The organism is Enterovibrio norvegicus DSM 15893 (assembly GCF_900115495.1).
Lineage (GTDB): Bacteria > Pseudomonadota > Gammaproteobacteria > Enterobacterales > Vibrionaceae > Enterovibrio > Enterovibrio norvegicus.
Genome location: NZ_FOWR01000036.1, coordinates 24,399 through 50,477, shown reverse-complemented (window position 1 = coordinate 50,477; position 26,079 = coordinate 24,399). Strand labels below are relative to the sequence as shown.

The 26,079-nt window shown below is 48.5% G+C and carries 23 protein-coding genes and 1 pseudogene; 19 read left to right on the top strand and 5 right to left on the bottom strand.

The features are described 5' to 3' along the window. A pseudogene (locus tag BM082_RS19350) lies at positions 1–311 on the top strand (IS4 family transposase); the annotation flags it as partial. An 80-nt stretch (positions 312–391) separates the two neighbouring features. On the opposite strand, the gene BM082_RS19345 reads toward BM082_RS19350, so the two are convergent. Beyond that, positions 392–3,475, bottom strand: a complete 3,084-nt coding sequence (locus BM082_RS19345) for a M66 family metalloprotease (protein WP_074928236.1) — start codon at positions 3,473–3,475, stop codon at positions 392–394. Between the two features lie 250 nt (positions 3,476–3,725). Between BM082_RS19345 and BM082_RS19340 the strand changes: the two genes are divergently transcribed. After that, positions 3,726–4,463: a copper homeostasis protein CutC gene (locus BM082_RS19340; RefSeq protein WP_074928232.1), complete on the top strand. Its 738-nt coding sequence runs from the start codon at positions 3,726–3,728 to the stop codon at positions 4,461–4,463. A gap of 199 nt (positions 4,464–4,662) precedes the next feature. On the opposite strand, the gene BM082_RS19335 is transcribed toward BM082_RS19340, so the two are convergent. Beyond that, positions 4,663–5,265 (bottom strand): peroxiredoxin C, encoded by a 603-nt coding sequence (locus tag BM082_RS19335; protein ID WP_017007698.1) that lies wholly within the window; start codon positions 5,263–5,265, stop codon positions 4,663–4,665. A 130-nt stretch (positions 5,266–5,395) separates the two neighbouring features. Here BM082_RS19335 and BM082_RS19330 point away from each other — a divergent pair, with 130 nt between their 5' ends. The 3 genes from BM082_RS19330 (at position 5,396) to aceA (ending at position 10,019) form a co-directional block, all read left to right on the top strand. Continuing rightward, positions 5,396–6,292, top strand: a complete 897-nt coding sequence (locus tag BM082_RS19330) for a hydrogen peroxide-inducible genes activator (RefSeq protein WP_017007699.1) — start codon at positions 5,396–5,398, stop codon at positions 6,290–6,292. A gap of 737 nt (positions 6,293–7,029) precedes the next feature. After that, on the top strand, positions 7,030–8,628 hold the full coding sequence (gene aceB, locus BM082_RS19325) for a malate synthase A (protein WP_017017133.1): 1,599 nt from the start codon (positions 7,030–7,032) through the stop codon (positions 8,626–8,628). 86 nt (positions 8,629–8,714) lie between these two features. Further along, positions 8,715–10,019, top strand: a complete 1,305-nt coding sequence (gene aceA, locus BM082_RS19320) for an isocitrate lyase (RefSeq protein ID WP_017007702.1) — start codon at positions 8,715–8,717, stop codon at positions 10,017–10,019. A gap of 595 nt (positions 10,020–10,614) precedes the next feature. On the opposite strand, the gene BM082_RS19315 is transcribed toward aceA, so the two are convergent. Both BM082_RS19315 and BM082_RS19310 read right to left on the bottom strand, forming a co-directional pair. Next, positions 10,615–11,202 (bottom strand): acyl carrier protein phosphodiesterase, encoded by a 588-nt coding sequence (locus tag BM082_RS19315; RefSeq protein ID WP_017007704.1) that lies wholly within the window; start codon positions 11,200–11,202, stop codon positions 10,615–10,617. A 77-nt stretch (positions 11,203–11,279) separates the two neighbouring features. Then, positions 11,280–11,732: a CBS domain-containing protein gene (locus BM082_RS19310; protein WP_017017131.1), complete on the bottom strand. Its 453-nt coding sequence runs from the start codon at positions 11,730–11,732 to the stop codon at positions 11,280–11,282. Between the two features lie 192 nt (positions 11,733–11,924). Between BM082_RS19310 and BM082_RS19305 the strand changes: the two genes are divergently transcribed. The 8 genes from BM082_RS19305 to secF all read left to right on the top strand — a co-directional run bounded on the left by BM082_RS19305 (position 11,925) and on the right by secF (position 20,929). Next, entirely contained in the window at positions 11,925–12,923 is a 999-nt protein-coding gene (locus BM082_RS19305; RefSeq protein ID WP_017017130.1) for a S1 family serine peptidase, read from the top strand. A gap of 105 nt (positions 12,924–13,028) precedes the next feature. Further along, on the top strand, positions 13,029–14,126 hold the full coding sequence (locus tag BM082_RS19300) for a serine protease (RefSeq protein ID WP_083417939.1): 1,098 nt from the start codon (positions 13,029–13,031) through the stop codon (positions 14,124–14,126). 150 nt (positions 14,127–14,276) lie between these two features. Next, positions 14,277–15,248, top strand: coding sequence for a S1 family peptidase (locus BM082_RS19295; RefSeq protein WP_017016680.1), 972 nt, complete (start codon positions 14,277–14,279; stop codon positions 15,246–15,248). A gap of 108 nt (positions 15,249–15,356) precedes the next feature. Then, the gene (gene queA / locus BM082_RS19290; protein ID WP_017016681.1) at positions 15,357–16,412 is read left to right on the top strand and encodes a tRNA preQ1(34) S-adenosylmethionine ribosyltransferase-isomerase QueA; all 1,056 of its coding nucleotides are present in this window, start codon (positions 15,357–15,359) and stop codon (positions 16,410–16,412) included. Positions 16,413–16,545: 133 nt separating this feature from the next. After that, a complete protein-coding gene (gene tgt / locus BM082_RS19285; protein ID WP_017008610.1) occupies positions 16,546–17,673 on the top strand; it encodes a tRNA guanosine(34) transglycosylase Tgt in 1,128 nt (375 codons plus the stop codon). An 86-nt stretch (positions 17,674–17,759) separates the two neighbouring features. Continuing rightward, complete coding sequence (gene yajC / locus BM082_RS19280) at positions 17,760–18,089, top strand: preprotein translocase subunit YajC (protein WP_017008611.1); 330 nt, start codon at positions 17,760–17,762, stop codon at positions 18,087–18,089. Positions 18,090–18,115: 26 nt separating this feature from the next. Continuing rightward, positions 18,116–19,966, top strand: coding sequence for a protein translocase subunit SecD (gene secD / locus BM082_RS19275; protein ID WP_017008612.1), 1,851 nt, complete (start codon positions 18,116–18,118; stop codon positions 19,964–19,966). Between the two features lie 12 nt (positions 19,967–19,978). Then, positions 19,979–20,929, top strand: a complete 951-nt coding sequence (secF, locus tag BM082_RS19270) for a protein translocase subunit SecF (protein ID WP_017012610.1) — start codon at positions 19,979–19,981, stop codon at positions 20,927–20,929. A gap of 233 nt (positions 20,930–21,162) precedes the next feature. Here secF and suhB read toward each other — a convergent pair whose 3' ends face one another. Next, entirely contained in the window at positions 21,163–21,966 is an 804-nt protein-coding gene (gene suhB, locus BM082_RS19265; RefSeq protein WP_017016682.1) for an inositol-1-monophosphatase, read from the bottom strand. Between the two features lie 185 nt (positions 21,967–22,151). Here suhB and trmJ point away from each other — a divergent pair, with 185 nt between their 5' ends. The 6 genes from trmJ to hscB all read left to right on the top strand — a co-directional run bounded on the left by trmJ (position 22,152) and on the right by hscB (position 26,049). Further along, positions 22,152–22,883: a tRNA (cytosine(32)/uridine(32)-2'-O)-methyltransferase TrmJ gene (gene trmJ / locus BM082_RS19260; protein ID WP_017008615.1), complete on the top strand. Its 732-nt coding sequence runs from the start codon at positions 22,152–22,154 to the stop codon at positions 22,881–22,883. A 109-nt stretch (positions 22,884–22,992) separates the two neighbouring features. Then, the gene (gene iscR / locus BM082_RS19255; RefSeq protein ID WP_017012612.1) at positions 22,993–23,517 is read left to right on the top strand and encodes a Fe-S cluster assembly transcriptional regulator IscR; all 525 of its coding nucleotides are present in this window, start codon (positions 22,993–22,995) and stop codon (positions 23,515–23,517) included. A gap of 30 nt (positions 23,518–23,547) precedes the next feature. Then, on the top strand, positions 23,548–24,762 hold the full coding sequence (locus BM082_RS19250; protein ID WP_017016683.1) for an IscS subfamily cysteine desulfurase: 1,215 nt from the start codon (positions 23,548–23,550) through the stop codon (positions 24,760–24,762). Positions 24,763–24,790: 28 nt separating this feature from the next. Further along, the gene (gene iscU / locus BM082_RS19245; RefSeq protein WP_017008618.1) at positions 24,791–25,174 is read left to right on the top strand and encodes a Fe-S cluster assembly scaffold IscU; all 384 of its coding nucleotides are present in this window, start codon (positions 24,791–24,793) and stop codon (positions 25,172–25,174) included. Between the two features lie 22 nt (positions 25,175–25,196). Next, positions 25,197–25,520, top strand: coding sequence for an iron-sulfur cluster assembly protein IscA (gene iscA / locus BM082_RS19240; RefSeq protein WP_017008619.1), 324 nt, complete (start codon positions 25,197–25,199; stop codon positions 25,518–25,520). A 13-nt stretch (positions 25,521–25,533) separates the two neighbouring features. Then, the gene (hscB, locus tag BM082_RS19235) at positions 25,534–26,049 is read left to right on the top strand and encodes a co-chaperone HscB (RefSeq protein WP_017016684.1); all 516 of its coding nucleotides are present in this window, start codon (positions 25,534–25,536) and stop codon (positions 26,047–26,049) included. Positions 26,050–26,079: the final 30 nt, after the last annotated feature.

Genomic DNA, 26,079 nt, shown 5'->3' with positions numbered 1-26,079 from the left:
AGCAGGAGCTTTGGGGAATGTTGCTTGCCTACAACCTGCTGCGTTTTATGATGTGCCAGATGGCGTATTCCTTGAATACGGTAATGCCATACCAAATAGGTTTTAAGCAGGCATCGATATTTTTGGTGAGTCAGTTGCAGATGCTCCCGGCAGTCGCGCCCGGAAGATATCCAGAAGTGCTCAGGTATATCCTCGATATGGCAGAGAGCTTTGTGCTTCCAGAGAGGAGGGAGAGGACATATCCAAGAGCAGTAAAGAAAAGGCCCAGTCGCTATGCGACTAGGCCTTCTAGAAGGCGTAATTCAGCTTAATTCACATGCATTAGTGAGAAATCACCGCTTTTTTTCATTTTCGTCTTTGTCTTTGTCTTCGTGTTTGCTTTGGCTATTTGTTAACGCTTTGTCCACGCATCATGCCAGTAAGCCGAGATGGCAGGTGCATACGCGGCATTCGCGCACCAGCCTGAGTTTGGCCACGGTTTGCATTGGTACAATGCGTTATCTGCGCCGACAACAATGTCACCTTCTTTGTAAGCGGTACCGGCTTGATAGGCTGGGTATTCCCCCGGTGGTGGTGTCACTTCTGGCTCAGGGTCAGGCGTTGTACAGACATCGTCCGAGGCTTTCTTCCACACCCCCCATTCGCCCGTTGTTCCCGGCGCTTCACCTTGTGTCCACCATCCTGCTTGCCACACAACGCCTTGGTGCGCAACGCGATCGCCACTGAGGTAAATCGCCTGTTTGCGCCAATCCGCGGTGCAGACTTCATTCGCTTCGACGGTAACAAGGCGCTCAACGTTCGTTTGCTGTGCGTTACTGTCGATGGCGGTATAGGTCAGCACATACAAACCGGCTTGTGCTGTATTCACTGCGCCTGACACCGTGATGTTCGCGGTAATGTCGCCATCTTCAACATCATGTGCGCTGACGCCTGCAAGCGGATCGAAGCGATCATTGATTTTCAGCGTGATGTTCTCTACGCCGCGAAGGGTCGGGGCTTCACCAAGCTCAGTCGTGATTGTGCTGGCCGTTGGCGTGTCGGTTGGCGCGGTGATATCCATGCTGTCGAGCAAGGTGTTGTTGCAGTAAAGCTCGGCGCGATAGGGTTGGCTCTCGGTCGCCACGTTGACGTGGAATCGGTTCATCAAGCCATCGTTTAAGCGACGGTTGTGCAAGTTAAAGGTAAGTGTGCCATCGTTGTGAGTCTGAACATTAAGCTGACAAGATGATGGCGTGAAGTTGTCTTCGTACACCGCGCCGAACGCGCCGTTCAGCGCGGGGTAGAAATAACTCGGCAAGGTGTTCTGTGGGTCGTAATAGCCAACCAATGTAGTGACAGCGATGCCTTGCTCGTGTGGAACGCGATCAAGGGTACGGTCTATGATGTTGCTGTCGACTTGAACCCATTGGCCAGCCTCAAAACGGAAAGCATGTTGCTGACCATTGATGAGTAGCATCGATGTGTTACCGAAGTGGATGTGTGAGTTGTAGCCTGCGGTAGAGCGGAATACCGCCACTTTGCCTTCGAAGCTTTCATCTTCTGGTAAGTAGAAATCTCTCGCCCAATGGCCATTGCCCGTGTTGAGTCGTACTGCGTCTGCGGTGGCAAACAGCGCATGGAATTGACGGCTGTTTTCATCGAAGTTATTTAGCGCGTTGTTGTCGCTGACGACAGCAATGTTAAAGGCCAAATCGTCGGTGAGGGTATTTGCCCACGGTGTCATGGTCAGGCTTTCTGTATCCCATTTGCTGAAACCGGTTGGGGATGCAGCGTCGAAATTGGCTTTGCTTTCCAATAGGGTCTGAAACACATTCAGCTCATACGGGGTATGCAGCGTGTATTCATTGCCCCCTGGGTGCAGCGGCCAACCGCCAGCCATGGTTCCCCAGCCAAAGCTGTGACCTTCGAACGGTTCGGCGCATTGTCCTTCATAGCATGATGCGCCGTTGGTTCTCGCTTTGCTCAGGTTCGGCAGGAAGGTGTTTTCAAACAGATCCCAGCCCCACGTTGAGTTGATTTGGGTTGAGCTGTTGTGCACTGAGCCTTTGAATCCGCCCAAATAATGCGCTTCAGGGTGAACCGAGCCAATGCCCGCGCCCAATTCATGGCCAACTTCGTGGCTAAACTCATTGCCTGTTGAGCTGACAACGGATGCAACGCCAGCATACGAGCCGAGCAAGCCGTGATTGATGATGCCGTTACTGTAATTGCCCCGTGAGTTGTTCACTGTTATTTGCGCTGCGTGATACGGCGCACTGATATTCCATCGGGCACTGTCCATTACGCCAGCGCTGTTTACGCCGTAGTTGGCGCTGTTGATACCCGCAGAGATAAGCTCGCGCGCAATGCGATAGTGAGAGTCACTGCCGTAGGCATCGGCACTGCTTGGGTCGACATCAACCAGTAGGCGACCATCTGGTAGCATGATTTCTTCGAGGTGGATGGGCGCATAAGGGTTCACAATCAGTTTGCTGATTTGCAGAGATTGGAAGTAATCACGGTGAAGGTTTTTGTCTGCCATGAAGCGGAATTCACCGCGCGGTGGTGTTAATAGGCCGACATCGACGGTGTTAAGGATTAATGTCGTGTTCGCCCCCACTTGAATGCCTTCAACCGTGCCTTCGCTGTCACCTGCGGTGAGCGTTAAGCTAAAACCTGGCTGAATGACGTCGGCTGGCAATATTGTGGTGTAGGCGGTTTCGCTGTAGGCGAGGTTGCCATAATCGACATCGGATTGTGCATACCACAGCCCATCCACATTGTTATAGGTGATGCTGTTGCCGCGGCTTAAGGTGTCAACACCATGGGAATAGTGAAGCGTTGAGTTGTAGCCTGCTTGTGAGGTGAAAGTGACGATTTTGCCCGTGAATTTTGCGCCTTCTGGCAGAATAAATTCATAAGCAAAGTTGCCGTCGCTGGTGGCGACTTGGATCGTATCGTACTCGGCGAGTAGGGCTTTAAAGGTCGCTTGTCCTTGTTCGCCTGCAATGCTACCGATGGTGTCGTTGGTGCGCAACGTGTGCGCGTAGGCATCTGGCACGACAACCGTCACGTCTGTTTCAATTTGACCCGCAGGTTTTGGTTGTTCTGTGGGGGCCTTCAAGGTGGCGTGGTGAACAGGTTTACCTTGGCTGTTTTTCACCACCACCGACAGATCATCGCCCTCAATGGCTTGTGCGTCGTGCGGTTCAACGATCACCAATGCTTTGCGTAATGCCACTAAATGAGGTTGGCGATCACCATCGATGTTATGAATGGTCGGCATGATGACACTTTGCGCCATGCTGACGCTGGCTTGCAGTGTACCTTGCGTGTCTGACGGGAGCTGTTTTTGATTGAAGTAGACCTTCTGATTCGCCAAACCTAACGGTGATGCGTCAAACGTTTGTGTGATCGCATTGGTTGCATGAAAGGCATGGCTGGTGGTGCTGAGTAACAGTGTTGAGAGAAAGCTGGCTATGTACGTCTTATTCATATGCGCTTTGTTTTTTATAATGAGTGTTGGGAGTGGAAATATAGGGAGTTATGAATAAGTGGGTTACTGAAAAATAAGGAACTTTGAAGCAGTCCCTCAAAAGCGAAGAAGGAAAAGGAAGCATCATCAAACTCTCTATTGAGTATGTGCATTTTTACAGCAATTTTTACCAAACTTTTACACCCTTACTGCTTCTCTTTTGTTCATAACTCCTTGATGATGTGCTCAATTATTTAGCGAGGATTGCGTAATGTCTGTATTGGTCGAAGTGTGTATCGATAGCCTTGAATCTCTTCCTATTGCTGAAAAAGCCGGTGCGGGACGCATCGAATTGTGCAGCTCATTAGCCACGGGCGGTTTAACAGCCAGCGCGGGGTACATGAAAGCGGCTGCCCGCGTGGCCAATATTCCGGTGTACGGGATCATTCGTCCGCGTGAAGGGGATTTCCTCTACAGCAGTGACGATGTGGAAATCATGCTGGAAGACATTCACACCGCCCACAAAATGGGCCTGAACGGCGTGGTGATCGGTGCTTTGAATGCGCAAGGGCACATTGATGCCGATGCGGTGAGCGCCATGATCAAGCAAGCGAATGGATTGGGTATTACTTTCCACCGTGCTATTGACCACTGCGCGTCGCCGTTTGATGCGTTGGAGTTTTTGATGTCACACCACGTCGAGCGCGTGCTGACGTCTGGCTTGGCGAAGCGCGCAGATGAAGGCATGGACACCCTAAAAGCGATGGTGGAATTCTGCCAAGGCCGACTCGGCATTATGCCGGGCGCAGGCGTTTCTTCTGACAACGCGAAGCAGATTGTTGATTTCACGGGCGCACATGAAATCCATTTGTCTGGCAAAACGACGCGTGCTTCGCACATGCAGTTTCGCAATGAGAAAGCCACCATGGGGAATGGCGACAGTGATTTCGATATTACAGTGACCAACCCCGACACCATTGCTCGTGCCATTGCTGCGGTTCGCGGTTAACGTTTTTTGAGAAAGCCACTGCGGCGCGAGGTGTGTCGACAGGGAGAGGGAAATAACCAAACGCCAGATACAAAAAGGGCCCGGTGGTCCGGGCCTCATTATATTTGTGTCAGCTGACTTTGGCTTTACGCTACACGTGCTTAGCGCACGTTATAGTGTTGGGGGAACAACCGCTGTTGAGATGCGGTCTAAAAGCCGATTACAGGTCGTCAGAGTGCTCAGACAGGAACGCTGCAACACCTTTAGGTGACGCGTCCATACCTGCTTTACCTTCTTCCCACTGTGCTGGGCAAACTTCACCGTTTTTCTGGTGGAAGTTCAATGCATCAACCATGCGTAGCATTTCGTCGATGTTACGGCCTAGTGGAAGGTCGTTAACCACTTGGTGGCGAACCAGACCGTCTTCGTCGATCAGGAATGAACCACGGAACGCAACGCCCGCTTCTGGGTGCTCAACGTCATATGCTTTACAGATTTCGTGCTTAACGTCAGCAACCAATGGGTAAGCAACTTGACCGATACCGCCGTCTTCAACAGCAGTGTTACGCCATGCGTTGTGAGAGAACTGAGAATCGATTGAAACACCGATTACTTCAACGCCTTTCGCTTGGAAATCAGCAAGACGTTTGTCAAAAGCGATTAGCTCAGAAGGACATACGAAGGTGAAATCTAGCGGGTAAAAAAAGACAACCGCTTTCTTACCTTTGGTGAACTCTTTGAAGTTAAAGTTATCTACGATTTCACCATTGCCCAGTACTGCTGCTGCAGTAAAATCTGGGGCTTGACGGCCAACTAGTACCATTTCTCAGCTCCTAAATATTTTTAGCTTTAAGGTGTAAAAACCTTAATTCCTTATTGAACGCGACAAACTATAAAGGAACTGGTAGATTGAAAAAAGTGGATTTAACAGATTAAACCAATCGGAAAAATCGATGACAAAATTCCCTTCTCTCAAACAGCTCCATTATTTGGTCACGCTGCATGAAACCCGCCACTTCGGTGAAGCGGCTAAACAGTGTTTCGTCAGTCAGTCTACACTAAGTTCCGGCATTCAAAATCTCGAAGACTTAATCGGATCTCAACTTATTGAGCGCGATAACAAAACCTTGGTATTTTCTGCAATCGGCGAAGATGTTGTGTCACGAAGTCGAGAGATTTTGGCGCGCAGCCAGGACCTCATGGAGTTGACGCAAGTGAGTGAAATGCCAATGCAGGGCAAACTGCGTGTCGGCTGTATTCCTACCATTGCGCCGTTCTTGTTGTGCGACCTTGTTCAAGCCGTGAATCAAAACTTCCCTGAACTTGATCTTCTGCTTCGTGAAGACACAACGGCGAACCTATTGAGTGCGCTGAAAAGCGGTGAGATGGATGTGCTGATTTTGGCGTTGCCTGTTGAAATTGGTGCCATGGCAAGCCGCGTGGTAGGGCGAGACGTGTTCAAAATGGTACTCAGCCGTTCCCAAGCGGCCACCGTGCCTGTGCCGGTGAGCTATGCAGACTTGCCGGATGAATCTGTTTTCTTGCTCGAACGTGAGCATTGTTTAACTGATCATGCAGTTTCAGCCTGTAAGTTAACCTCAACCGCTAAGATTAACCCCTTCACAGCCACCAGTTTGCATACCTTGGTGCAAATGGTCGCGAATGGACTGGGCACAACCTTTATCCCACAAATGGCCATAAATCATGGGCTTGTTGATAATTTGGATTTGGTGGTCGTAGAGCCTCCCGGTACGGAAGCGTATCGCGAAATTGGTTTGGTATGGCGTCCAACGTCCAGCCGTCAGCCAACATTTGATGCGTTGGCTGATCTGGTAGAAACATTGTTGTAAGTGTTTTTCGGTCGTTTTTTGCCCATTTCTGATGCCTTAATGACAGAATGCTTACTTAAATAACGAGGAATTCTTCATTTGTCTCTATGTGCGATCATGCATAAAACGATGAAATTTCCTCGATTATTTCAAGAATCTTTAGCTCCCATTGCTTTCCAACTAAAGTTTGGTGTTTTTCTCTAGTATTCATTCCTCAAGCAACACTTTCCTCTTTTTACACGCCAGTAAGCCTCCTGCAGTTTTGAAATTAAATTCTGTAGTCCTCCCCACATTTTTTTTGACGATAATTAATGCCTTATCGATAGGTTTTGTTAGAAATATATTTTTCATTTATCTGTTAAATAATTGTTATGAAAAGAATTTTGGCAAAATTAAAGTTCGGCTGCTACGTTTAATTGTGGGTGTCTCATTTTCAACACTCTCATAATGATATGAAATTTTATTACGTAATGAGTTACAAAAATCAGACTAAAGGAGGATTTCATCACGAACGGTGGAAGAATCTGAGATTTGTTTTAATTTAGTGTTTTGAGTTAAAACTCTAAAATTTATAACTTGTTGTAATTTATATAATTGATTGGTTTTGTTGGTTGCTTTGATTGATGGTGAGGTGTTGACCTTCAACCGTAAATACGACAGCTTAATAACAGAGCGAGCCAAATCAGAACATGCAATACGAGAGCGGTAACGATCGGTTTGTTGTGATTTAGTTACAAAAGGATTTTGGGGGAATATTTATGACAGTACAAACACAACAGGAACTGACGTTTGTTCCACCGCTAACAGAAAAAGAAGCGGATGTACTGACGAATGATGCAATGGCTTTTTTACAGGCACTCGCCACACGCTTTGCTGATCGCATCCCTTCATTGCTAGCAGCACGTGAAGAGAGACAAGCGACGTTTGATGCGGGCGCACTGCCGAATTTCTTGCCGGAGACTGCGGATGTTCGTAGTGGTGACTGGTCTATTCGGGGTATTCCTGCCGATCTTCAAGATCGCCGCTTAGAAATTACAGGTCCACCAGAGCGCAAAATGGTGATCAATGCGCTGAACGCCAATGTGAAAGTGTTCATGGCAGATTTTGAAGATTCTTTTTCACCCGCATGGGGACCGGTACTTGATGGACAACGCAACCTGACGGATGCCATCAACCGTACCATTTCATACGAAAACCCAGCAAACGGTAAGCAATACCACCTGAATGACGACCCTGCGACACTGATTTGTCGTGTACGTGGTCTGCACTTAAAAGAGAAGCATGTGCTGTTAAATGGCACGGCGATTCCTGGTGCGCTGTTCGACTTTGCCCTGTATTTCTACCGTAACCATAAAGCGCTGCTTGAAAATGGCTCAGGCCCTTACTTCTACTTGCCGAAACTGCAGGCGCACCAAGAAGCGGCATGGTGGAACGATGTGTTCTGTTTCACTGAAGACCATTTTGAGCTGCCGCGTGGCACCATTAAAGCCACCATCTTGATTGAGACGCTGCCGGCTGTTTTCGAGATGGAGGAAATTCTCTACGCCTTGAAAGACCATATTGTTGCACTGAACTGTGGCCGCTGGGATTACATCTTCAGCTACATCAAAACATTCAGAAATCACCCAGACCGCGTGTTGCCCGATCGTCAAGTCGTGACGATGGAGAAGCCTTTCCTCAACGCGTACTCACGTTTGTTGGTGAAAACGTGTCACCGCCGCGGTGCGATGGCCATGGGGGGAATGGCGGCGTTCATTCCGTCGAAAGATCCTGAAAAGAATGCATGGGTACTCGATAAGATTCAAACCGATAAGTCGTTAGAAGCCAATAACGGACACGACGGTACGTGGGTTGCCCACCCTGGTTTGGCGGATACCGCAAAAGCGGTGTTTGATGCAGCACTCGGTGACCGTAAAAACCAACTGGATGTGCTGCGTGAGCAAGATGCACCAATCACGGCAGACGAGTTACTGGCGCCGTGTGAAGGTGACCGCACAGAAGAAGGCATGCGCCACAACATTCGCGTGGCAGTGCAGTACATCGAAGCGTGGATTTCAGGTAACGGATGTGTGCCTATTTACGGACTGATGGAAGACGCCGCAACCGCAGAAATTTCTCGCGCATCGATTTGGCAGTGGATACGCCACGAAAAATCGCTGAGCAACGGCAAAATAGTGACGGCCGAGTTTTTCCGTCAATGTTTGGCTGAAGAGATGAACGTTCTACAAGAAGAATTAGGTTCTGACGTATTCAATAAAGGGAAATACCAGCAGGCGGCCAGCATGATGGAGCAGCTGACCACCAGTGATGCGCTGGCAGATTTCTTGACCTTATCTGGATACGAATTGTTGGATTAAAAAGCCCCGGCTTTTTGACCGAGTTTTAGATTAAACCCAAGACGCGTTAACCCAAGTTTAGGAACACATTGAGAGAGGGAATCACAATGACGATGACAAGACAGCAGCAAATCGACGCAATCAAAGCAGACTGGGCAGAAAACCCGCGCTGGAAACATGTAAAACGAACATATACGGCAGAGGAAGTTGTTGCGCTGCGTGGTTCTTTCATCCCTGAGCAGACAATCGCTCAGCGTGGTGCAGACAAATTGTGGGAACTGGTAAACGGTTCGGCGAAAAAAGGGTATGTGAACTGTTTGGGCGCGCTGACTGGCGGTCAAGCGGTGCAACAAGCGAAAGCAGGTATCGAAGCGATTTATTTGTCTGGTTGGCAGGTGGCGGCGGATAACAATACTGCATCAAGCATGTACCCTGACCAATCGCTTTACCCTGTAGATTCTGTGCCTGCAGTGGTTAAGCGTATCAACAACTCTTTCCGCCGTGCGGACCAAATTCAATGGTCAAAAGGTGGCACACCAGAAGACGGCACGGATTACTTCCTACCGATCGTTGCGGATGCTGAAGCCGGTTTTGGTGGCGTACTGAATGCTTACGAGCTAATGCGTTCGATGATTGAAGCGGGTGCGGCAGGTGTTCACTTCGAAGACCAGCTAGCATCAGTGAAAAAATGTGGTCACATGGGTGGTAAGGTGCTGGTTCCTACCCAAGAAGCCGTTCAAAAACTGGTAGCGGCGCGTCTCGCTGCTGATGTTGCAGGCACCACCACCCTTGTGATTGCACGTACCGATGCGAATGCCGCTGACCTGCTTACCTCTGATTGCGATGAGTACGATAAAGACTTCATCGTGGGTGAGCGCACGGCTGAAGGTTTCTACAAAGTACGCGCAGGTATCGAACAAGCGATTTCTCGTGGCCTTGCGTATGCTCCGTATGCCGACCTGATTTGGTGTGAAACGGCAAAACCTGATTTGGAAGAAGCGCGTCAGTTTGCCGAAGCGATTCATGCGAAATACCCAGATCAACTGCTGGCCTACAACTGTTCGCCTTCGTTCAACTGGGAGAAAAACCTGGACGCAGACACCATTGCACGCTTCCAGCAAGAGCTGTCAGACATGGGCTACAAGTACCAGTTCATCACTCTCGCGGGTATTCATAACATGTGGTACAACATGTTCGAACTTGCCCACGCGTACGCACAGGGTGAAGGCATGCGCCACTACGTTGAGAAAGTTCAGCGTCCTGAGTTTGATGCAGCTGAGCGTGGTTACACCTTCGTTGCGCACCAGCAAGAAGTGGGTACCGGTTACTTCGATACCATGACCAACACAATTCAAGGTGGTAACTCGTCAGTGACTGCACTGACAGGTTCTACTGAAGAAGACCAATTCTAATAATAAAAAAAGCAACACTGTTCCTAGCATCCACTGTTCAAGCGGCCTCCTTCGGGGCCGTTTTTTTGGTTTGAAGGCGAGATACGAGATACGAGATACGAGATTTGAGGAAGAGCAGATAAGGGCAGGAAGAGCAGGAAGAGCAGGTCCTGGATCCTAGGAAAAGCGGAAGCCAGAGCCAGAGCTAGAGCTAGAGCTAGAGCTAGAGCTAGAGCTAGAGCTAGAGCTAAAGCTAGAGCGACTCCTCCGCTTGAAAAGTTGACGGGATAAGGGCGAGAGCCGATATTTCCTCGTACTTAGGCTCTTGATTTTTCTCCTCCAACTTTTCAAGGGGAAGGTTGGGAGGGGGTTGTTGGCTCGAAGAGCTAAGGGTTTATCGACTTGAACTAAATTTTGGTCAATTGTCTGAAATGACGAATAAAAGGATTGATTAACATCGCCTGTGTTCTCATTCTTTTCTCGCAATCTCGCAATCTCGCAATCTCGCAATCTCGCAATCTCGCAATCTCGCAATCTCGCAATCTCGCAATCTCGCAATCTCGCAATCTCGCAATCTCGCAATCTCGCAATCTCGCAATCTCGCAATCTCGAAATCTCAGCCTTTCTTCTTTGCAGCGTCCAGTACTTGCTCATAAATAGGAGGGAAGGCATCGATAAATGCGTCGTAATGCTGCAATAGCACGGGGGCAGTGTCAGCAAGTGGTGCCATTCTTGGGCTTCGGGTCGACATGCGGCTTAACACATGTTGAAGCGTCTCGGCGTGTGCATAAGAGGGGATCCACTGCTCCCGCCACATGCGTGAAGACAGCGTCAGAAAGCGCTCGGGGAGGGGGAAAGGTTCATCCAAGACAGCACGTTGGCATTCGGATTCGGCATGTTCGACAAATTGGGCAAAGGAAACGTCCGAGAAACGATCCCAATGTTGGATTAACGCGTGATCCCAAAACACGTCGAGCGCAATCGCGCTGTATCGATAGAGTGCGGATGGAAAGCGTTGGCGACAGGTTTTTATCTCCGGTAAGGCATCAATCGTGCTATCGACGAAACGATGCAAATAGATGCCTTCCACTGTCAGGGGGGAGAACTGATTGTCTGGTCTGCCTTTTACAAAGTCCGCCAGCAAGTTTCCCATTAATTGGCTGTCGCATTGTGTTGCTACGTGTAAATGCGCAAGGTAATTCAATCCGCCTCCTTACCGTCACTTTTGCTAAGGCAAGGGAGCATCTGACCAGATTGCGCGTGAAATTCATAGGCCTAAATCTAGGCCACGATCTCTTCTTCCTCTTCCATAGGTTCTGTTTCTTCTTGAATTTCAAGAAGGTTGATGGCGATGGCAACGAAGTCGGTGTCTGTAATGATACCGACCAATCTGTTGTCATCTACCACAGGTAAACAGCCGAATTTATGCCGTTGCATATAAAGTGCGGCTTCTTTTAAGCCACCGTGCGAAGAGACGGTGCAGATCTCCTTGCGCGTAAAGCATTCAAGCGGGGCATGCATAGGATCGAGCTCGCCAATGGCTTTTTCTAAGCTAGAACTTTGCGCTGATAACACATCGCGTTGTGTGACTAAACCACGCAGTGTGTTGTCTGCTGAAACTATCGGTATATGTCGAATTCGCTTGGATTCCATCAGGCGTTTTGCGTCATATATCGTATGCTTAGAAGTGAGAGTAATGGGTTCGGGTGTCATCATCTCGTTAACCGTCAACATATGACCTCCTTAAAGACATAATAAAATGAGGGTTACCTGTTGAGTGTAGAGAAAACCTGACAAGGTAAAGGTGACGGTATTCAAAGATCTGCCTGGCAGTTGTCTCGATGCTCACACTCTCATCAAGCAGTAGCGAATGCGCTGAAAACACAGTTTTCAGGGGAAAGAAGACTGGTTTGAGGGATACACATTATGTGGGGAAAATACCTGATTGTTGCGGCAATGAGTTTGTCGTCATTTTCGTTTGCCGCTGAAAAAGAAGCGCGCGTCGTTGGGGGCAGTGATGCCACGATTTCACAAGCGCCTTGGCAGGCCTTTGTCAGGATCGGTAACAACTTCTGCGGTGGTGTTATCATCTCGGATTTTTGGATCCTGACTGCGGCACACTGCTTAGATACTGCGGGATCGGATGACCCTTTCTCGTTGGCGTCTGCATCATCGGTAACGGTTTACACAGGAACGGCTGAAACCTTCAATGCAAATTTCTCTGATTTCCTGTCAGAGGTCGATGCGGTGTATGTGCATGGTGGTTACAGCAAAGATTCGCTAGAGAACGATATCGCACTGGTGAAGTTGTCTTCGAGTGTGCATGCGAATGCTTCAAGCGTTGTGTTGGCAGATACCAGCGTTCAAGCCAATGTTGATGCTACTGGTAATCAAGGATTAGGCGATCTCAGGTTGTCGGGCTGGGGTTTCACAGATACTGGACGAACCACGTCCACTAACACCCTCCAAATCGCCTCATTATCAACAGTATTAGATTCGACATGCGCAAGTGCATGGGGGGCGACAGTGTCTGGCGTCTCTAGTTACCAAAACAAGTTCTTCTGCGCACAAGAAAGCAATGTGGGTGCCTGTAACGGTGACTCCGGCGGCCCGCTAATTTGGATGGATCCAAACCGCGCATCCGATGCCGATAACGGCGCAACGCTGGTGGGCATCGTGAGTTTTGGCGTGAACGCCCAATGTGCATCCAGCACTTTCCCTGATGTCTACACGCAAGTGTCCAATTACAGCGATTGGATTGGTGCGTGCCAAGCGGGTAACTGCGTTAACTCTTCCTCGAATACGGTGTCTGGCGGGGGAGGTGGGGGGGCTATTCACTATTACCTCTCCGTCTTTTTGCTTTTAATTTTGATGTTAAGGCGTGAAAGCACAAGATTCTCCCCTGTCTTAAAAAGAGGAATGTGAGTGTCTATTAAGATAGGTACTGTTTTCATACTCTACAGCTACTGATTGCGGAACGCGTATTGCGATATTGTTACCCTGAAAACAACTCAGTGGTAAGGGTTCAATATGAGAATAAAGCAATGGATGGCTGTAGTATCTCTCGCGACTGCTATTTCGCCAATGACGGCGATGGCTGCAACCGAAGGTGCTGAAAAATCACCGCGTATCGTTGGCGGCGGTTTTGCGCCTATCAGCGACGCGCCTTGGCAGGTGTTTTTGGAAGTTGGAAATTTCGTGTGTGGCGGTGCCATTATTTCCAATGATTATGTGTTGACCGCAGCGCATTGTGTCGAGGGGGCTAGCGCGTCGAATATCACTGTGTATGCGGGTATTGAGGATCTCAATGATCTAAACGGTAACGGCATCGCGGTATCTTCTGTATTAAGTAACCCAAACTATAACAGCAGCTCGTTAACGGCTGATGTTTCCCTTATTCAACTTGCTGGGGCTCTCCCCTCAAATGCAAAGCCTATTCAGCTTGTAGACGCCAGTGAGCAAGCTGATCTTGATAATGAGTTTGCAGTAGCTGAGGACCAAAACCTCTATGTTTCTGGGTGGGGGGAAACCTTTACAAATAGCAGTATCAGTCGATACCTAAAAAGAACATACTTGGATGGTGTCTCTGATACTACTTGTGGTTGGACTCGCAGTGGTGGTGGGGTTGTTCAAGCGTTCGCAGATGCTTTCATTTGCGCTAATGATCCTCTGGTTCCAACGGGCATTTGCTCTGGTGATTCCGGCGGTCCCTTAGTCTGGCAAGATCCTAACCACGCGGCAGATGCTGATAAAGGTTATCGTCTCGTCGGTCTTGTAAGTTTTAGCAGCACTGATGGTTGCGCTCTCACAGGTATAGAAGATGGTTTTACGCAGTTAAGTACTTATCGAGATTGGATCAGTAATAACATGAATGGCGGTTATTTAAATCCGAACGTGAGCTTTGATGCGGATATTTTCGATGCGTCAAGAACGTATACGCCTCCTGCTGATATTCCTACAGTAACTCCGCCTGTTAACGATACACCTACTACCCCTACTACCCCTGCTACCCCTGCTACCCCTGCTACCAGTGGCGGCGGTGGCGGCGCTATTTCTTTGTTCGCATTAGTACTTTTGAGTTTTTTACTAGGGTTTAGCATCTACTCAAGACGTCGATTCCTTTCCTAATGCCCTAGTGTTTGTATTGGCTGGCCACCCTCGGTCAGCCAATTCTCGAAATGAGACATCCCTCGGTAAAGCACCAATAAACACAACACCTCTGTAACCAATTCGATACATTGCCTCCGAACTAACCAAATTACGTTGGGAGAGATATTGATGAAAATATCGAAATGGATTGCTGTATTTTCGACAGTCGTCATGGGGATTATTTCTACTGCTTCAGCAGCACATGCATCCGAACAGCATAGTGAGCGTGCGCCCAGAATTGTGGGTGGGGATAACCTAACGATTGATCAAGCACCCTGGCAAGTGCTGGTTCATGCATCTAACGGCATTATATCGGGGTACTGTGGCGGTGCGATCATTGCTGATAATTACGTTCTAACGGCTGCCCATTGCCTGACCAAGTTTTCAGCTCAGGAGCTGACGGTTTTCGCGGGAAATGAGGTCTGGCTGGATGGTGAGCCTATTGAAGTGTCAACCATGTTTATTCATGAAGACTATGATGATAAGTCATTTTTTGCTGATATAGCCTTGCTCAAATTAAGTGGTTCCCTTCCCTCAAATGCTAAATCAATCTCGTTAATCTCTGCATCAGAGCAGAGCGAGTTAGAAACAGAAATGGGGATTTCGATGCCAAACAACTTTTTTGTTTCTGGCTGGGGAGCAACAAGCGGTGATGGAGTCAGTGAAACCATCCTGTTGAAAGGTGTGTCGATGACGGGCGTTTCTGATTCGAGCTGCGGTTGGAATTATGACTCGAATTACCAATTTAATTCGGCATTTGCCAACTCCATTATTTGTGCGAACAACACGCAAGCAGCGGGTGCATGTTCTGGAGATTCAGGCGGCCCTCTCGTGTGGCAAAACCCTAACCGTGTCGCTGACAGCGACGAAGGCAAACGTCTGGCTGGGGTTGTGAGTTTTGGCTACAAGTATCAATGTGGAAGTCAGTTTTATGAAGACGGCTTTACACAAGTCTCAACCTATCTGAGCTGGATTAACGCCAAGATGGCGGAGGGCAACAGCGTTGCATTGGGCGGCGGTGGCGGTGGCGGTGCTGCAGGCTGGCTATCCTTCATTGCGCTTGGGCTCTTCATGATGCGTCGACGTTTACACCTTTCATAATTTCTGACAAATTGTCTCTGCTTAAATGCAGTGAGCGAGCCCCATCCTGCTTGATATTGCAGCGCTTCCGCCTATACTAGCGGGCTGCTACAGAATGGGGCTTTTTCAATGCAAGTATCCGATTTTCATTTTGACCTTCCAGATTCTCTGATTGCGCGTTATCCGCAGCCAGATCGTACGTCCAGTCGCCTACTGCAACTTGACGGTAACTCCGGTGAGCTTAGCCATAAGCAGTTCACGGATGTGCTTGATCTTGTTGAGCCAGGAGATTTGATGGTGTTTAACAACACCCGAGTGATCCCTGCGCGCGTTTATGGTCGCAAAGCGTCTGGCGGCAAGATCGAAATGCTGGTGGAGCGCATGCTGGATGAAAAGACGATCCTTGCACATGTTCGTGCGTCTAAGCCGCCAAAACCGGGTACGCAATTGTTCCTCGGTGAGAATGACGAATTCGATGCGGAAATGGTTGCGCGTCACGATGCCTTGTTTGAGATCCGGTTCAGCGGCGAGCAAGCGGTTTTAGATATTCTGAACCAAGTCGGTCACATGCCACTGCCGCCGTACATCGATCGTCCAGATGAAGACTCAGACAAAGAGCGTTATCAAACGGTTTACAATGAAAAGCCGGGCGCTGTTGCTGCGCCAACGGCAGGTTTGCATTTCGATGAGAAAATGCTTGCTGCGCTAAAAGCTAAAGGCGTAGAAATGGCGTTTGTTACCTTGCACGTCGGCGCAGGTACATTCCAACCTGTCCGTGTTGATAGTATTGATGATCACGTGATGCATGCGGAATACGCAGAAGTATCGCAAGAGGTAGTTGATGCGGTTAACGCGGCAAAAGCGCGTGGCAACCGCGTTATCGCCGTAGGCACCACGTCTGTGCGTTCACTGGAAAGTGCAGCCCAAAGTGCAAAAGAACAAGGCTCCGAATTAAAGCCGTTCTTCCAAGACACCAAGATTTTTATCTACCCAGGGTATGAGTGGAATCTGGTTGATGCGTTGGTGACCAATTTCCACCTTCCTGAATCAACCCTGATCATGCTGGTGTCTTCGTTTGCTGGCTATGACCATGTAATGAACGCTTATCAGCAAGCGGTTGAAAATGAATACCGTTTCTTTAGTTACGGCGATGCGATGTTTGTAACACGTCAGACTGCGTTATAATCAGTCGCTGTATTAAATCTATTCTACTGGCTGTCAGCCTATAAGTTGACAGCCAGTTTTGTCTCAGTGCGATGAGGATGTCCCTTATTGGCACCATAGCGCCAGACTGTTTCTCTGGCATTTCGGAGGTATTGTGAAATACGAACTGCTTAAAAAAGAAGGCCGCGCACGCCGTGGTCGTCTGACTTTCGAACGAGGTACTGTTGAGACCCCTGCATTCATGCCTGTGGGTACTTACGGTACGGTTAAAGGTATGACGCCAGAAGAAGTGGCGGAAACCGGCGCTGAAATTTTGCTGGGTAACACGTTCCACCTTTGGTTACGTCCTGGCCAAGAAGTGATGCGCGCACACGGCGATTTGCACGATTTTATGCATTGGCAAGGTCCTATCCTGACAGACTCAGGCGGTTTCCAAGTATTTAGCTTGGGAAAAATGCGTAAAATCACCGAAGAAGGCGTGCATTTCCGCAACCCGGTGAATGGCGATCGCATCTTTATGGACGCAGAAAAGTCGATGGAAATCCAATACGACTTGGGCTCTGACATCGTGATGATTTTTGACGAGTGTACGCCATACCCTGCGACACACGACGAAGCAAAAAAATCGATGGAAATGAGCTTGCGTTGGGCACAGCGTAGCCGCAACCATTTCGATAAGATGGAAAACAAAAACGCGTTGTTCGGTATCGTTCAAGGTTCTGTGTATGAAGACCTGCGTGATGTGTCTGTTGAGGGCCTAACAAGCATCGGATTTGATGGCTATGCTGTCGGTGGTCTTGCGGTAGGTGAACCAAAAGAAGACATGCATCGCGTTCTGGAACATACCTGTCCAAAACTGCCTGAAGATAAGCCACGTTACCTGATGGGTGTGGGCAAACCTGAAGACTTGGTGGAAGGTGTTCGCCGCGGTATCGACATGTTTGACTGTGTTATGCCTACGCGTAACGCACGTAACGGCCACCTGTTTGTGACTGGTGGTGTGATCAAGATCCGTAATGCGACGCATAAAAGTGACACAACTGCACTGGATCCACAGTGTGACTGTTACACTTGCCGCAACTACAGCAAGGCGTATCTGCATCATCTTGATCGCTGTAATGAAATTCTGGGTGCACGCCTTAACACGATCCACAACCTGCGTTATTACCAGCGCCTGATGGAGAGTTTGCGTAACGCTATTGACGAAGGTAGATTAGAAACCTTCGTAACAGAATTCTACGCACGCCGTGGCCAAGACGTGCCACCGCTGAAAGAAGACTAAGGTCTTTGTGCCTCTTTAAAAGTTCTTTTAGAGAGGCTCTGATCTAAATAAAAATGTTCAAATTGATACTACGAGGACGTGACTGAATGTTTATTTCACAAGCTCATGCAGCAGCAGAAGGCGCACCACAAGGTGGCGGTATGCAGCTATTTATTATGCTTGGCCTGTTTGCCGTAATTTTCTACTTCATGATTTATCGTCCACAGGCAAAACGTGTGAAAGACCACAAGACCCTGATGTCGTCGATGGGTAAAGGTGACGAAGTACTAACTGGCGGTGGCCTTGTTGGTAAAATCACTAAGATTTCAGAAGACAACGATTTCATTGTTATTGCTCTGAACGACAACAACGAAGTAACTATCAAAAAGGATTTTGTGACTGCTGTTCTGCCTAAAGGCACGATTAAGTCGCTATAAGCCCCTAACCATAAAGGATCATAGCAGTGCTAAACCGTTATCCTTTGTGGAAGTACATTATGGTTGCGTTGGTGATTTTCGTCGGCGCACTCTATGCACTTCCCAATATTTACGGTGAAGATCCAGCGGTTCAAATCACCGGGGCGCGTGGCGCCTCGGTTGATATCTCAACTCTGGATACCGTAAAAGCTACCCTCGAAAAAGATAAGCTTCCTTTCAACTCCATTGCGCTAGAAAACGGCACAGTACTGGTACGCTTCTCCGACACTGATAACCAAATCGCAGGACGTGACGCGCTAAGCGAATCGCTCGACGAAGGGTTAATTGTTGCTCTCAACCTTGCGCCAGCTACGCCATCATGGCTTGAAGCCATTGGTGCGAATCCTATGAAACTGGGTCTTGACCTTCGCGGCGGCGTGCACTTCTTGATGGAAGTGGACATGGACGCAGCAATGGAAAAGCTACTCACTCAACAGGAAGAGACATTCCGTACCGAACTGCGTGAAGCGAAAATCCGTTACCGTGGTCTTCGCGTTGGCAGTGATGACAACGTTGAAGTGATGTTCCGTAATGAAGCGGACATGGATGCGGCAGAAGCCGAACTCGAGAAATTGCATCCTGATATGGTGTTTACCACTGACAGCAGCCGTTTCGCGGTGTCAGGTAAATTCACCGAAGAGCGTTTGCTTGAGATCCGTAACTACGCCGTTAGCCAGAACATCACGATTCTTCGTAACCGTGTGAATGAGCTGGGTGTTGCTGAGCCATTGGTTCAACGTCAAGGTGCAAGCCGCATCGTTGTTGAGCTTCCTGGTGTTCAAGACACTGCACGTGCAAAAGAAATCTTGGGCGCTACAGCAACCCTTGAGTTCCGCGAAGTGGATGACAGTGCCGATCTTGCTGCCGCAGCGGCTGGCCGCGTGCCACCGGGCAGTGAAATCAAAACAGATCGTGATGGTCGCCCTGTCGTTCTGAAAAAGCGCGTTATTCTTGGCGGTTCAAGCATCACCGATGCAAGTTCTAGCGCTGATGAATACAACCGTCCTCAAGTTAACATCTCGCTAGACAGCGACGGTGGTAGCAAGATGGCTGCGTTCAGTAAGAACAATGTCGGCAAGCTAATGGCGACGGTATTTGCTGAATACAAAGACAGCGGCAAACGTGACGAAAACGGCAAAATCATTCTTTCTAAACATGAAGAAGTGATTAACCAAGCGACCATTCAAACGGCGCTGGGTCGTAATTTCCGTATCACGGGGATTGATTCACAATCAGAAGCGCAAAACCTTGCGTTGTTGCTTCGTGCGGGTGCATTGATTGCCCCTATCTCGATTGTAGAAGAGCGCACCATTGGTCCATCTATGGGTCAACAGAACATCGATATGGGTATTAAAGCCTGTATTTGGGGTTTGGTTGCGGTCATGATCTTTACGCTTATCTACTACCGTAAATTCGGCATCTTTGCGAACTGTGCGTTGTTTGCCAACATCGTGCTTATCATCGGTATCATGTCGATGATCCCGGGCGCGACCATGACCTTGCCAGGTATTGCAGGTATCGTGTTGACCGTCGGTATGGCGATTGATGCCAACGTGCTGATATTCGAGCGGATACGTGAAGAGTTAGCCGAAGGGCGAAATCCGCAGCAAGCGATCCATCAGGGATACGCGAATGCATTCAGCACCATTGCCGATGCCAATATCACTACCCTTATCACAGCGATCATTTTGTTCTCTGTCGGTACAGGCGCAGTGAAAGGCTTCGCCGTGACGCTGTCTATCGGTATTTTGACCTCTATGTTCACCGCAATTATCGGTACCCGTGCACTGGTTAACCTTGTGTACGGCGGTAAGCGCATTGATAAGTTATCGATTTAAGGAGGCATAAAAATGTTTCAAATTTTAAAAGCCGACCTGTCGATTAACTTCATGCGTTGGTCAAAGACTGCTTTCATTTTCTCTTTGCTAATGATTGCAGCATCGTTCGCGAGCCTATCAACCAAATGGTTAAACTGGGGGTTGGACTTTACTGGCGGTACGCTGATTGAAGTTGGTTTTGAGCAACCTGCAAACCTTCCGATGATCCGTGAATCGCTGGAGGCCAATGGCTTCGGTGATGCGGTGGTTCAAACCTTTGGTACTGCACGTGATGTGATGGTGCGTTTGCGTCCACGCGATGATGTTAAAGGTGAGTTGCTTGGCAACCAAATCCTTGATGCCATTAAAGCGGGCACTGGCGAAACCGTTGAAATGCGTCGTATTGAGTTTGTCGGTCCTAACGTGGGCGATGAACTGACGGAAGCGGGTGGTCTTGCCATTCTTGCTTCATTGATCTGTATTCTGCTGTACGTCTCTGTTCGTTTCGAATGGCGTCTTGCTGCGGGTGCGGTGATGTCTTTGGCGCACGATATTATCATTACGCTCGGTATTTTCTCTTTCTTCCAAATCGAAGTTGATTTGACCATCGTGGCAGCATTGCTGACGGTGGTAGGTTATTCATTGAACGATACCATCGTTGTGTTTGACCGTATTCGAGAGAACTTCCGTAAAATGCGTAAGGGTGATCCAGACGAAGTGATTAACGCCTCTGTCTCTCAGACATTGAGCCGTACATTGATCACCTCTGGTACAACCTTGTTCGTTGTTATTGCCTTGTTCCTTCAAGGTGGCGCGATGATCCATGGTTTCGCTGCAGCATTGTTGATTGGTATTACCGTGGGTACTTACTCATCAATCTACGTTGCATCTGCACTGGCACTCAAGTTGGGTATTACCCGTGAACACTTACTTCCACCTCCTCCTGTGGAGAAGGAAGGCGAAGAGTTCGATGCAATGCCGTAACGCATGCTGAAATAAAAAATGGAGCCGAAAGGCTCCATTTTTTTTATGGGGGAAAACGAGTGTCGAGAGGCGAGAAAAGAGCAGTTTTGAGGTAAGAGATAGAGCAGGGAGAGAAAAGATTGACGGCTTTGACCAACTTGTAAAAATCGTATCTCGTATCTCGTATCTCGTATCTTGCCTCCAAACAAAAACGGCGCCCCGAGGGACGCCGTTTTTTTCGATTCTAACGAATCTTATTTCTTCATTGCTTCGTTCGCGTTGTCGCGAACTTTCGCCAAAATACCTTTCAGTACTTTAGGGCTTGCAGACACGATGTTGCCTGTCTGCATGTAATCTGTTGCGCCAGAGAAGTCGGTGCACAGTGCGCCTGCTTCACGCGCGATAAGCTCACCCGCTGCCATGTCCCAAGGTTTCAAGCCTAGCTCGAAGAAACCGTCGAAACGACCCGCTGCAACGTAGCAAAGGTCAAGTGCTGCAGAACCCGTACGACGGAAGTCTGCGCAATCAACGAAAAGTGCACTAACGACTTTCATGAAGCCTTCAGAGTGTTGTTTTGCTTTGTACGGGAAACCTGTCGCTAGAATAGTGCCGGTCAGGTCTTTCGGGCTGTTCACACGAATACGCTTGCTGTTTAGCTGTGCGCCAGAACCGCGTTGTGCAGAGAACAGTTCGTTACGGATTGGGTCGTAAACACACGCAACTTCAGTGCGGCCTTTAATACGCAGAGCGATAGACACAGAGAAGTGTGGAATGCCTTTTACGAAGTTGGTGGTGCCATCCAGTGGGTCGATGATCCATTGGTAATCAGCATCTTTACCTGAGATAACGCCCGCTTCTTCAGAAACGATGCTGTGGTCAGGGTAAGATTTCTTGATTACATCGATAACAATGTGCTCAGCAGAAGTATCGATATTGGTAACGAAGTCATTAGTGCCTTTTTGAGTGGCTTCTACGTTATCAGGGTTTTCAGCAGATTTAGCGATAAAGTCGCCAGCCTTTCGCGCAGCGCGAATGGCAATGTTTAGCATAGGATGCATACAAATTTCCCAACGGATGTTAAAGAACGGAAAGCGGCGGCGAGTATATCAGAGCTGCGGTAAAAGGGAAGTGGTTATTTTTTGCTCGCTCACTGTTCTTGTCGCGCCAAAAGCGGCCCATCTTTCATACCAATATGGTAGAATCCGGCGGCTTAATTTCTTCAACAGTATGCAGTGGTTTCTAAATGTTAGAAAATATTCGAATTGTGCTTGTTGGCACATCGCATTCAGGCAACATTGGTTCAGCAGCACGTGCAATGAAAGTCATGGGACTGACAAACTTAGTCTTGGTGGCACCAGAGTGCAGTGTTGATGGACAGGCCATTGCTTTAGCAGCTGGCGCAAGTGATATCGCTAACAATGCTCGCATTGTAAATACTGTGGAAGAGGCGGTCGCTGACTGCGGCTTGGTGATCGGGACAAGTGCACGAAGCCGTACTCTTGATTGGCCGATGTTAGATTCTCGCGAAAGTGGCATTAAAGCTATCGAGGAATCAACCCAGCATCCCGTTGCCTTCGTGTTTGGTCGTGAGCGCACTGGTCTGTCGAATGATGAGCTTCAAGCGTGTAACTATCACGTAGCCATCCCGGCAAACCCAGAATACAGCTCACTGAATCTGGCCATGGCGGTACAAACCCTTTGTTACGAAACGCGCATGGCGTGGTTAGATAGCCAAGCCTATAAAGGTGAAGTAAAAGAACAAGAGTATCCACTGTCGGAAGATCTCGAGCGTTTCTATGCGCACCTAGAGACGATATTGGATACCACTGGTTTCATCAAAAAACAGCATCCTGGCATGGTGATGACCAAACTAAGACGTTTATTTAACCGCGCAAGACCTGAAAGCCAAGAGCTAAATATTCTTCGTGGTGTACTTTCTTCAGTCGAAAAAATTGCGAAAGAGACGTCAAAATAACCTCTTTTTGTTAAGGGTTAAAAACTTGACTAAAACACTCGGGTAAATACTTGACCGTTTTAGTCGGGTATGTCAGACTCGGTTCATTGTTACTCAAAGGTAGAGTGTTATGAGACTGACTTCTAAAGGTAGATATGCCGTAACTGCGATGTTGGACGTCGCGTTGCATTCAGAAATGGGCCCCGTGCCTCTTGCTGATATTTCAGAGCGTCAAGGGATTTCTCTGTCTTATCTTGAGCAACTATTTTCCCGTCTACGTAAAGCAGGCCTAGTGTCTAGCGTACGTGGACCAGGCGGTGGCTACCGTCTAGGTGTGGATGCTAACGACATTGCCGTTGGCATGGTTATCGCAGCGGTTGATGAATCCGTTGATGCCACGAAGTGTCAAGGTAAAGGCGATTGCCAAGGCGGAACACGCTGCCTGACACACACACTTTGGCGTGACCTTAGTTCACGCATTAGCAGCTTTTTGAATGACATCTCGCTCGGCGAGTTGATGCAAGATAACGAAGTTAAGCAGGTGGCAGGTCGTCAAGACTCATCGCTTGATTCGTCAACAATTGTTAGACATGGCTTAAACTCCAGTAGCAGTGAAAACCCAGCAAGTGCTCTGGGTGTGAATTTTCGCTCTTGATTAGCCGTACCGGAGTATTTGGAGATACAAATGAAATTGCCAATTTATTTTGACTATTCAGCTACATGCCCGGTAGACCCGCGTGTTGCTGAAGTAATGATGCAGCACCTGACGCTAGATGGCGTATTCGGTAACCCTGCATCTCGCTCGCACCGTTTTGGTTGGCAGGCAGAAGAAGCGGTTGATACTGCACGTGAAGATATCGCGAATTATCTGAACGCAGACCCGCGTGAAATCGTATTCACTTCTGGTGCTACTGAGTCTGATAACCTGGCGATTAAAGGTGTTGCGCACTTCTACAGCAAGAAAGGCAAACACATCATCACCTGTAAAACAGAGCACAAAGCTGTGCTTGACCCTTGTCGCCAACTTGAGCGTGAAGGGTATGAGGTGACGTACCTTGAGCCAGAATCAAACGGCATTATCGATCTGAACAAATTGGCAGACGCCATGCGTGAAGACACTGTGCTTGTTTCTATCATGCACGTGAACAACGAAATCGGCGTGATCCAAGATATCGCAGCCATCGGTGAACTATGCCGTGAGCGCAAAGTGGTATTCCACGTTGATGCTGCACAATCTGTCGGTAAATTGCCGCTAGATACGCAAGAAATCAAAGTCGACCTTATTTCGATGAGTGCACATAAAGCCTACGGCCCTAAAGGCATTGGTGCTTTGTATGTTCGCCGTAAGCCACGTATTCGCCTGGAAGCGCAAATGCACGGCGGCGGTCACGAACGTGGCATGCGTTCAGGCACATTGCCTACGCACCAAATCGTGGGCATGGGCGTTGCATTCCGCCTCGCGAAAGAAGATCTAGAAAAAGACCAAGCACATGCACTAGCACTGCGTAACCGTTTTTACGATGGCGTAAAAGATCTTGAAGCGGTTTACGTGAACGGTGATTTTGAGCAACGTGTTGCTGCAAACTTGAACATTAGCTTCGCCTTTGTTGAAGGTGAATCACTGCTGATGGCGCTGAAAGACTTGGCGGTATCATCGGGTTCGGCATGTACATCAGCGAGCCTTGAGCCTTCTTATGTATTGCGTGCATTGGGTCTGAATGACGAATTGGCACATAGCTCAATTCGCTTCTCTTTCGGTCGTTTCACGACAGAAGAAGAAGTTGACCACGCAATCGAGCAGGTTCGTAAAGCGGTTATCAAGCTGCGTGAAATGTCACCTCTTTGGGATATGTACAAAGAAGGTATTGATTTAAACACTGTTGAGTGGGCACACCACTAAGCGGTCTCTGGATTTCGAGGAACAGATCATGGCTTACAGCGAAAAAGTAATCGATCACTATGAAAACCCACGCAATGTTGGTGGATTCGACAAGAATGATCCAAGTATTGGTAGTGGTATGGTTGGCGCACCAGCATGTGGTGACGTGATGAAGCTTCAAATCAAGGTTAACGAGCAAGGCATCATCGAAGATGCGAAGTTTAAAACCTATGGTTGTGGTTCTGCTATCGCCTCAAGCTCACTGGTTACCGAGTGGGTAAAAGGCAAGTCACTTGACGAAGCAGCAGCGATCAAAAACGCTGAAATCGCGGAAGAGCTTGAACTGCCACCAGTAAAAGTACACTGCTCAATTTTGGCGGAAGATGCCATCAAAGCTGCAGTCAGTGATTACAAAAAGAAACACGAAGCTTAATACGTAAAGGGTTGTTGTATCTATGGCCATAACGATGACAGAAGCGGCCGCATCACGCGTTCGCTCTTTTCTTGAAAGCCGAGGCAAAGGCCTTGGGTTGCGCCTAGGTGTTCGCACTTCTGGCTGTTCTGGTATGGCTTACGTACTGGAGTTTGTCGATGATCTCGAAGAAGAAGACCATGTCTTTGAAGAGAAAGGTGTGAAAGTGATTGTCGACAGCAAAAGCATGCTGTATCTCGACGGCACCGAGCTGGACTTTGCAAAAGAAGGGTTGAATGAAGGCTTCCAGTTCAACAACCCTAACGTCAACAGTGAGTGTGGTTGCGGCGAAAGCTTTAACGTTTAATCCGTGAGTTGAAATGAATCATTTCGAATTATTCGGGCTATCATCTCAGTTTGATCTGGATGGTAGCTCTCTTTCTTCACAGTTTCGCGAACTTCAGCGACGCTTTCATCCAGACAAATTTGCCACAGCATCGGAACAAGAGCGCCTGCTCGCCGTTCAGAAAGCGGCTCAAATCAATGATGCTTACCAAACCCTCAGTGATCCCGTCAGACGCGCAGAATACCTGCTTGCGCTGAATGGATTAGAATTGCGTGACGAAACCCAAACCATGCAAGATCCTGAGTTTTTGATGCAGCAAATGGAAATGCGTGAAGAGCTAGAAGATATTGCAGACAGCAATGAGCCAGATGTATTGTTGTTTGACTTCGAAGAGAAGACGGTGGCGATTCACCAATCACTATTGATTGAATTGAAAGACGCCTTGAACAGTGCGCAATGGGAAACTGCTGCGGTACTGGTTCGTAAACTCAAGTTTCTCGTCAAACTCAAACAAGAAATCGAACGAATCGAAGATCGGCTGCTCGGTTAACAACACGCGGCGGCGGGTCCGGCTACAGGA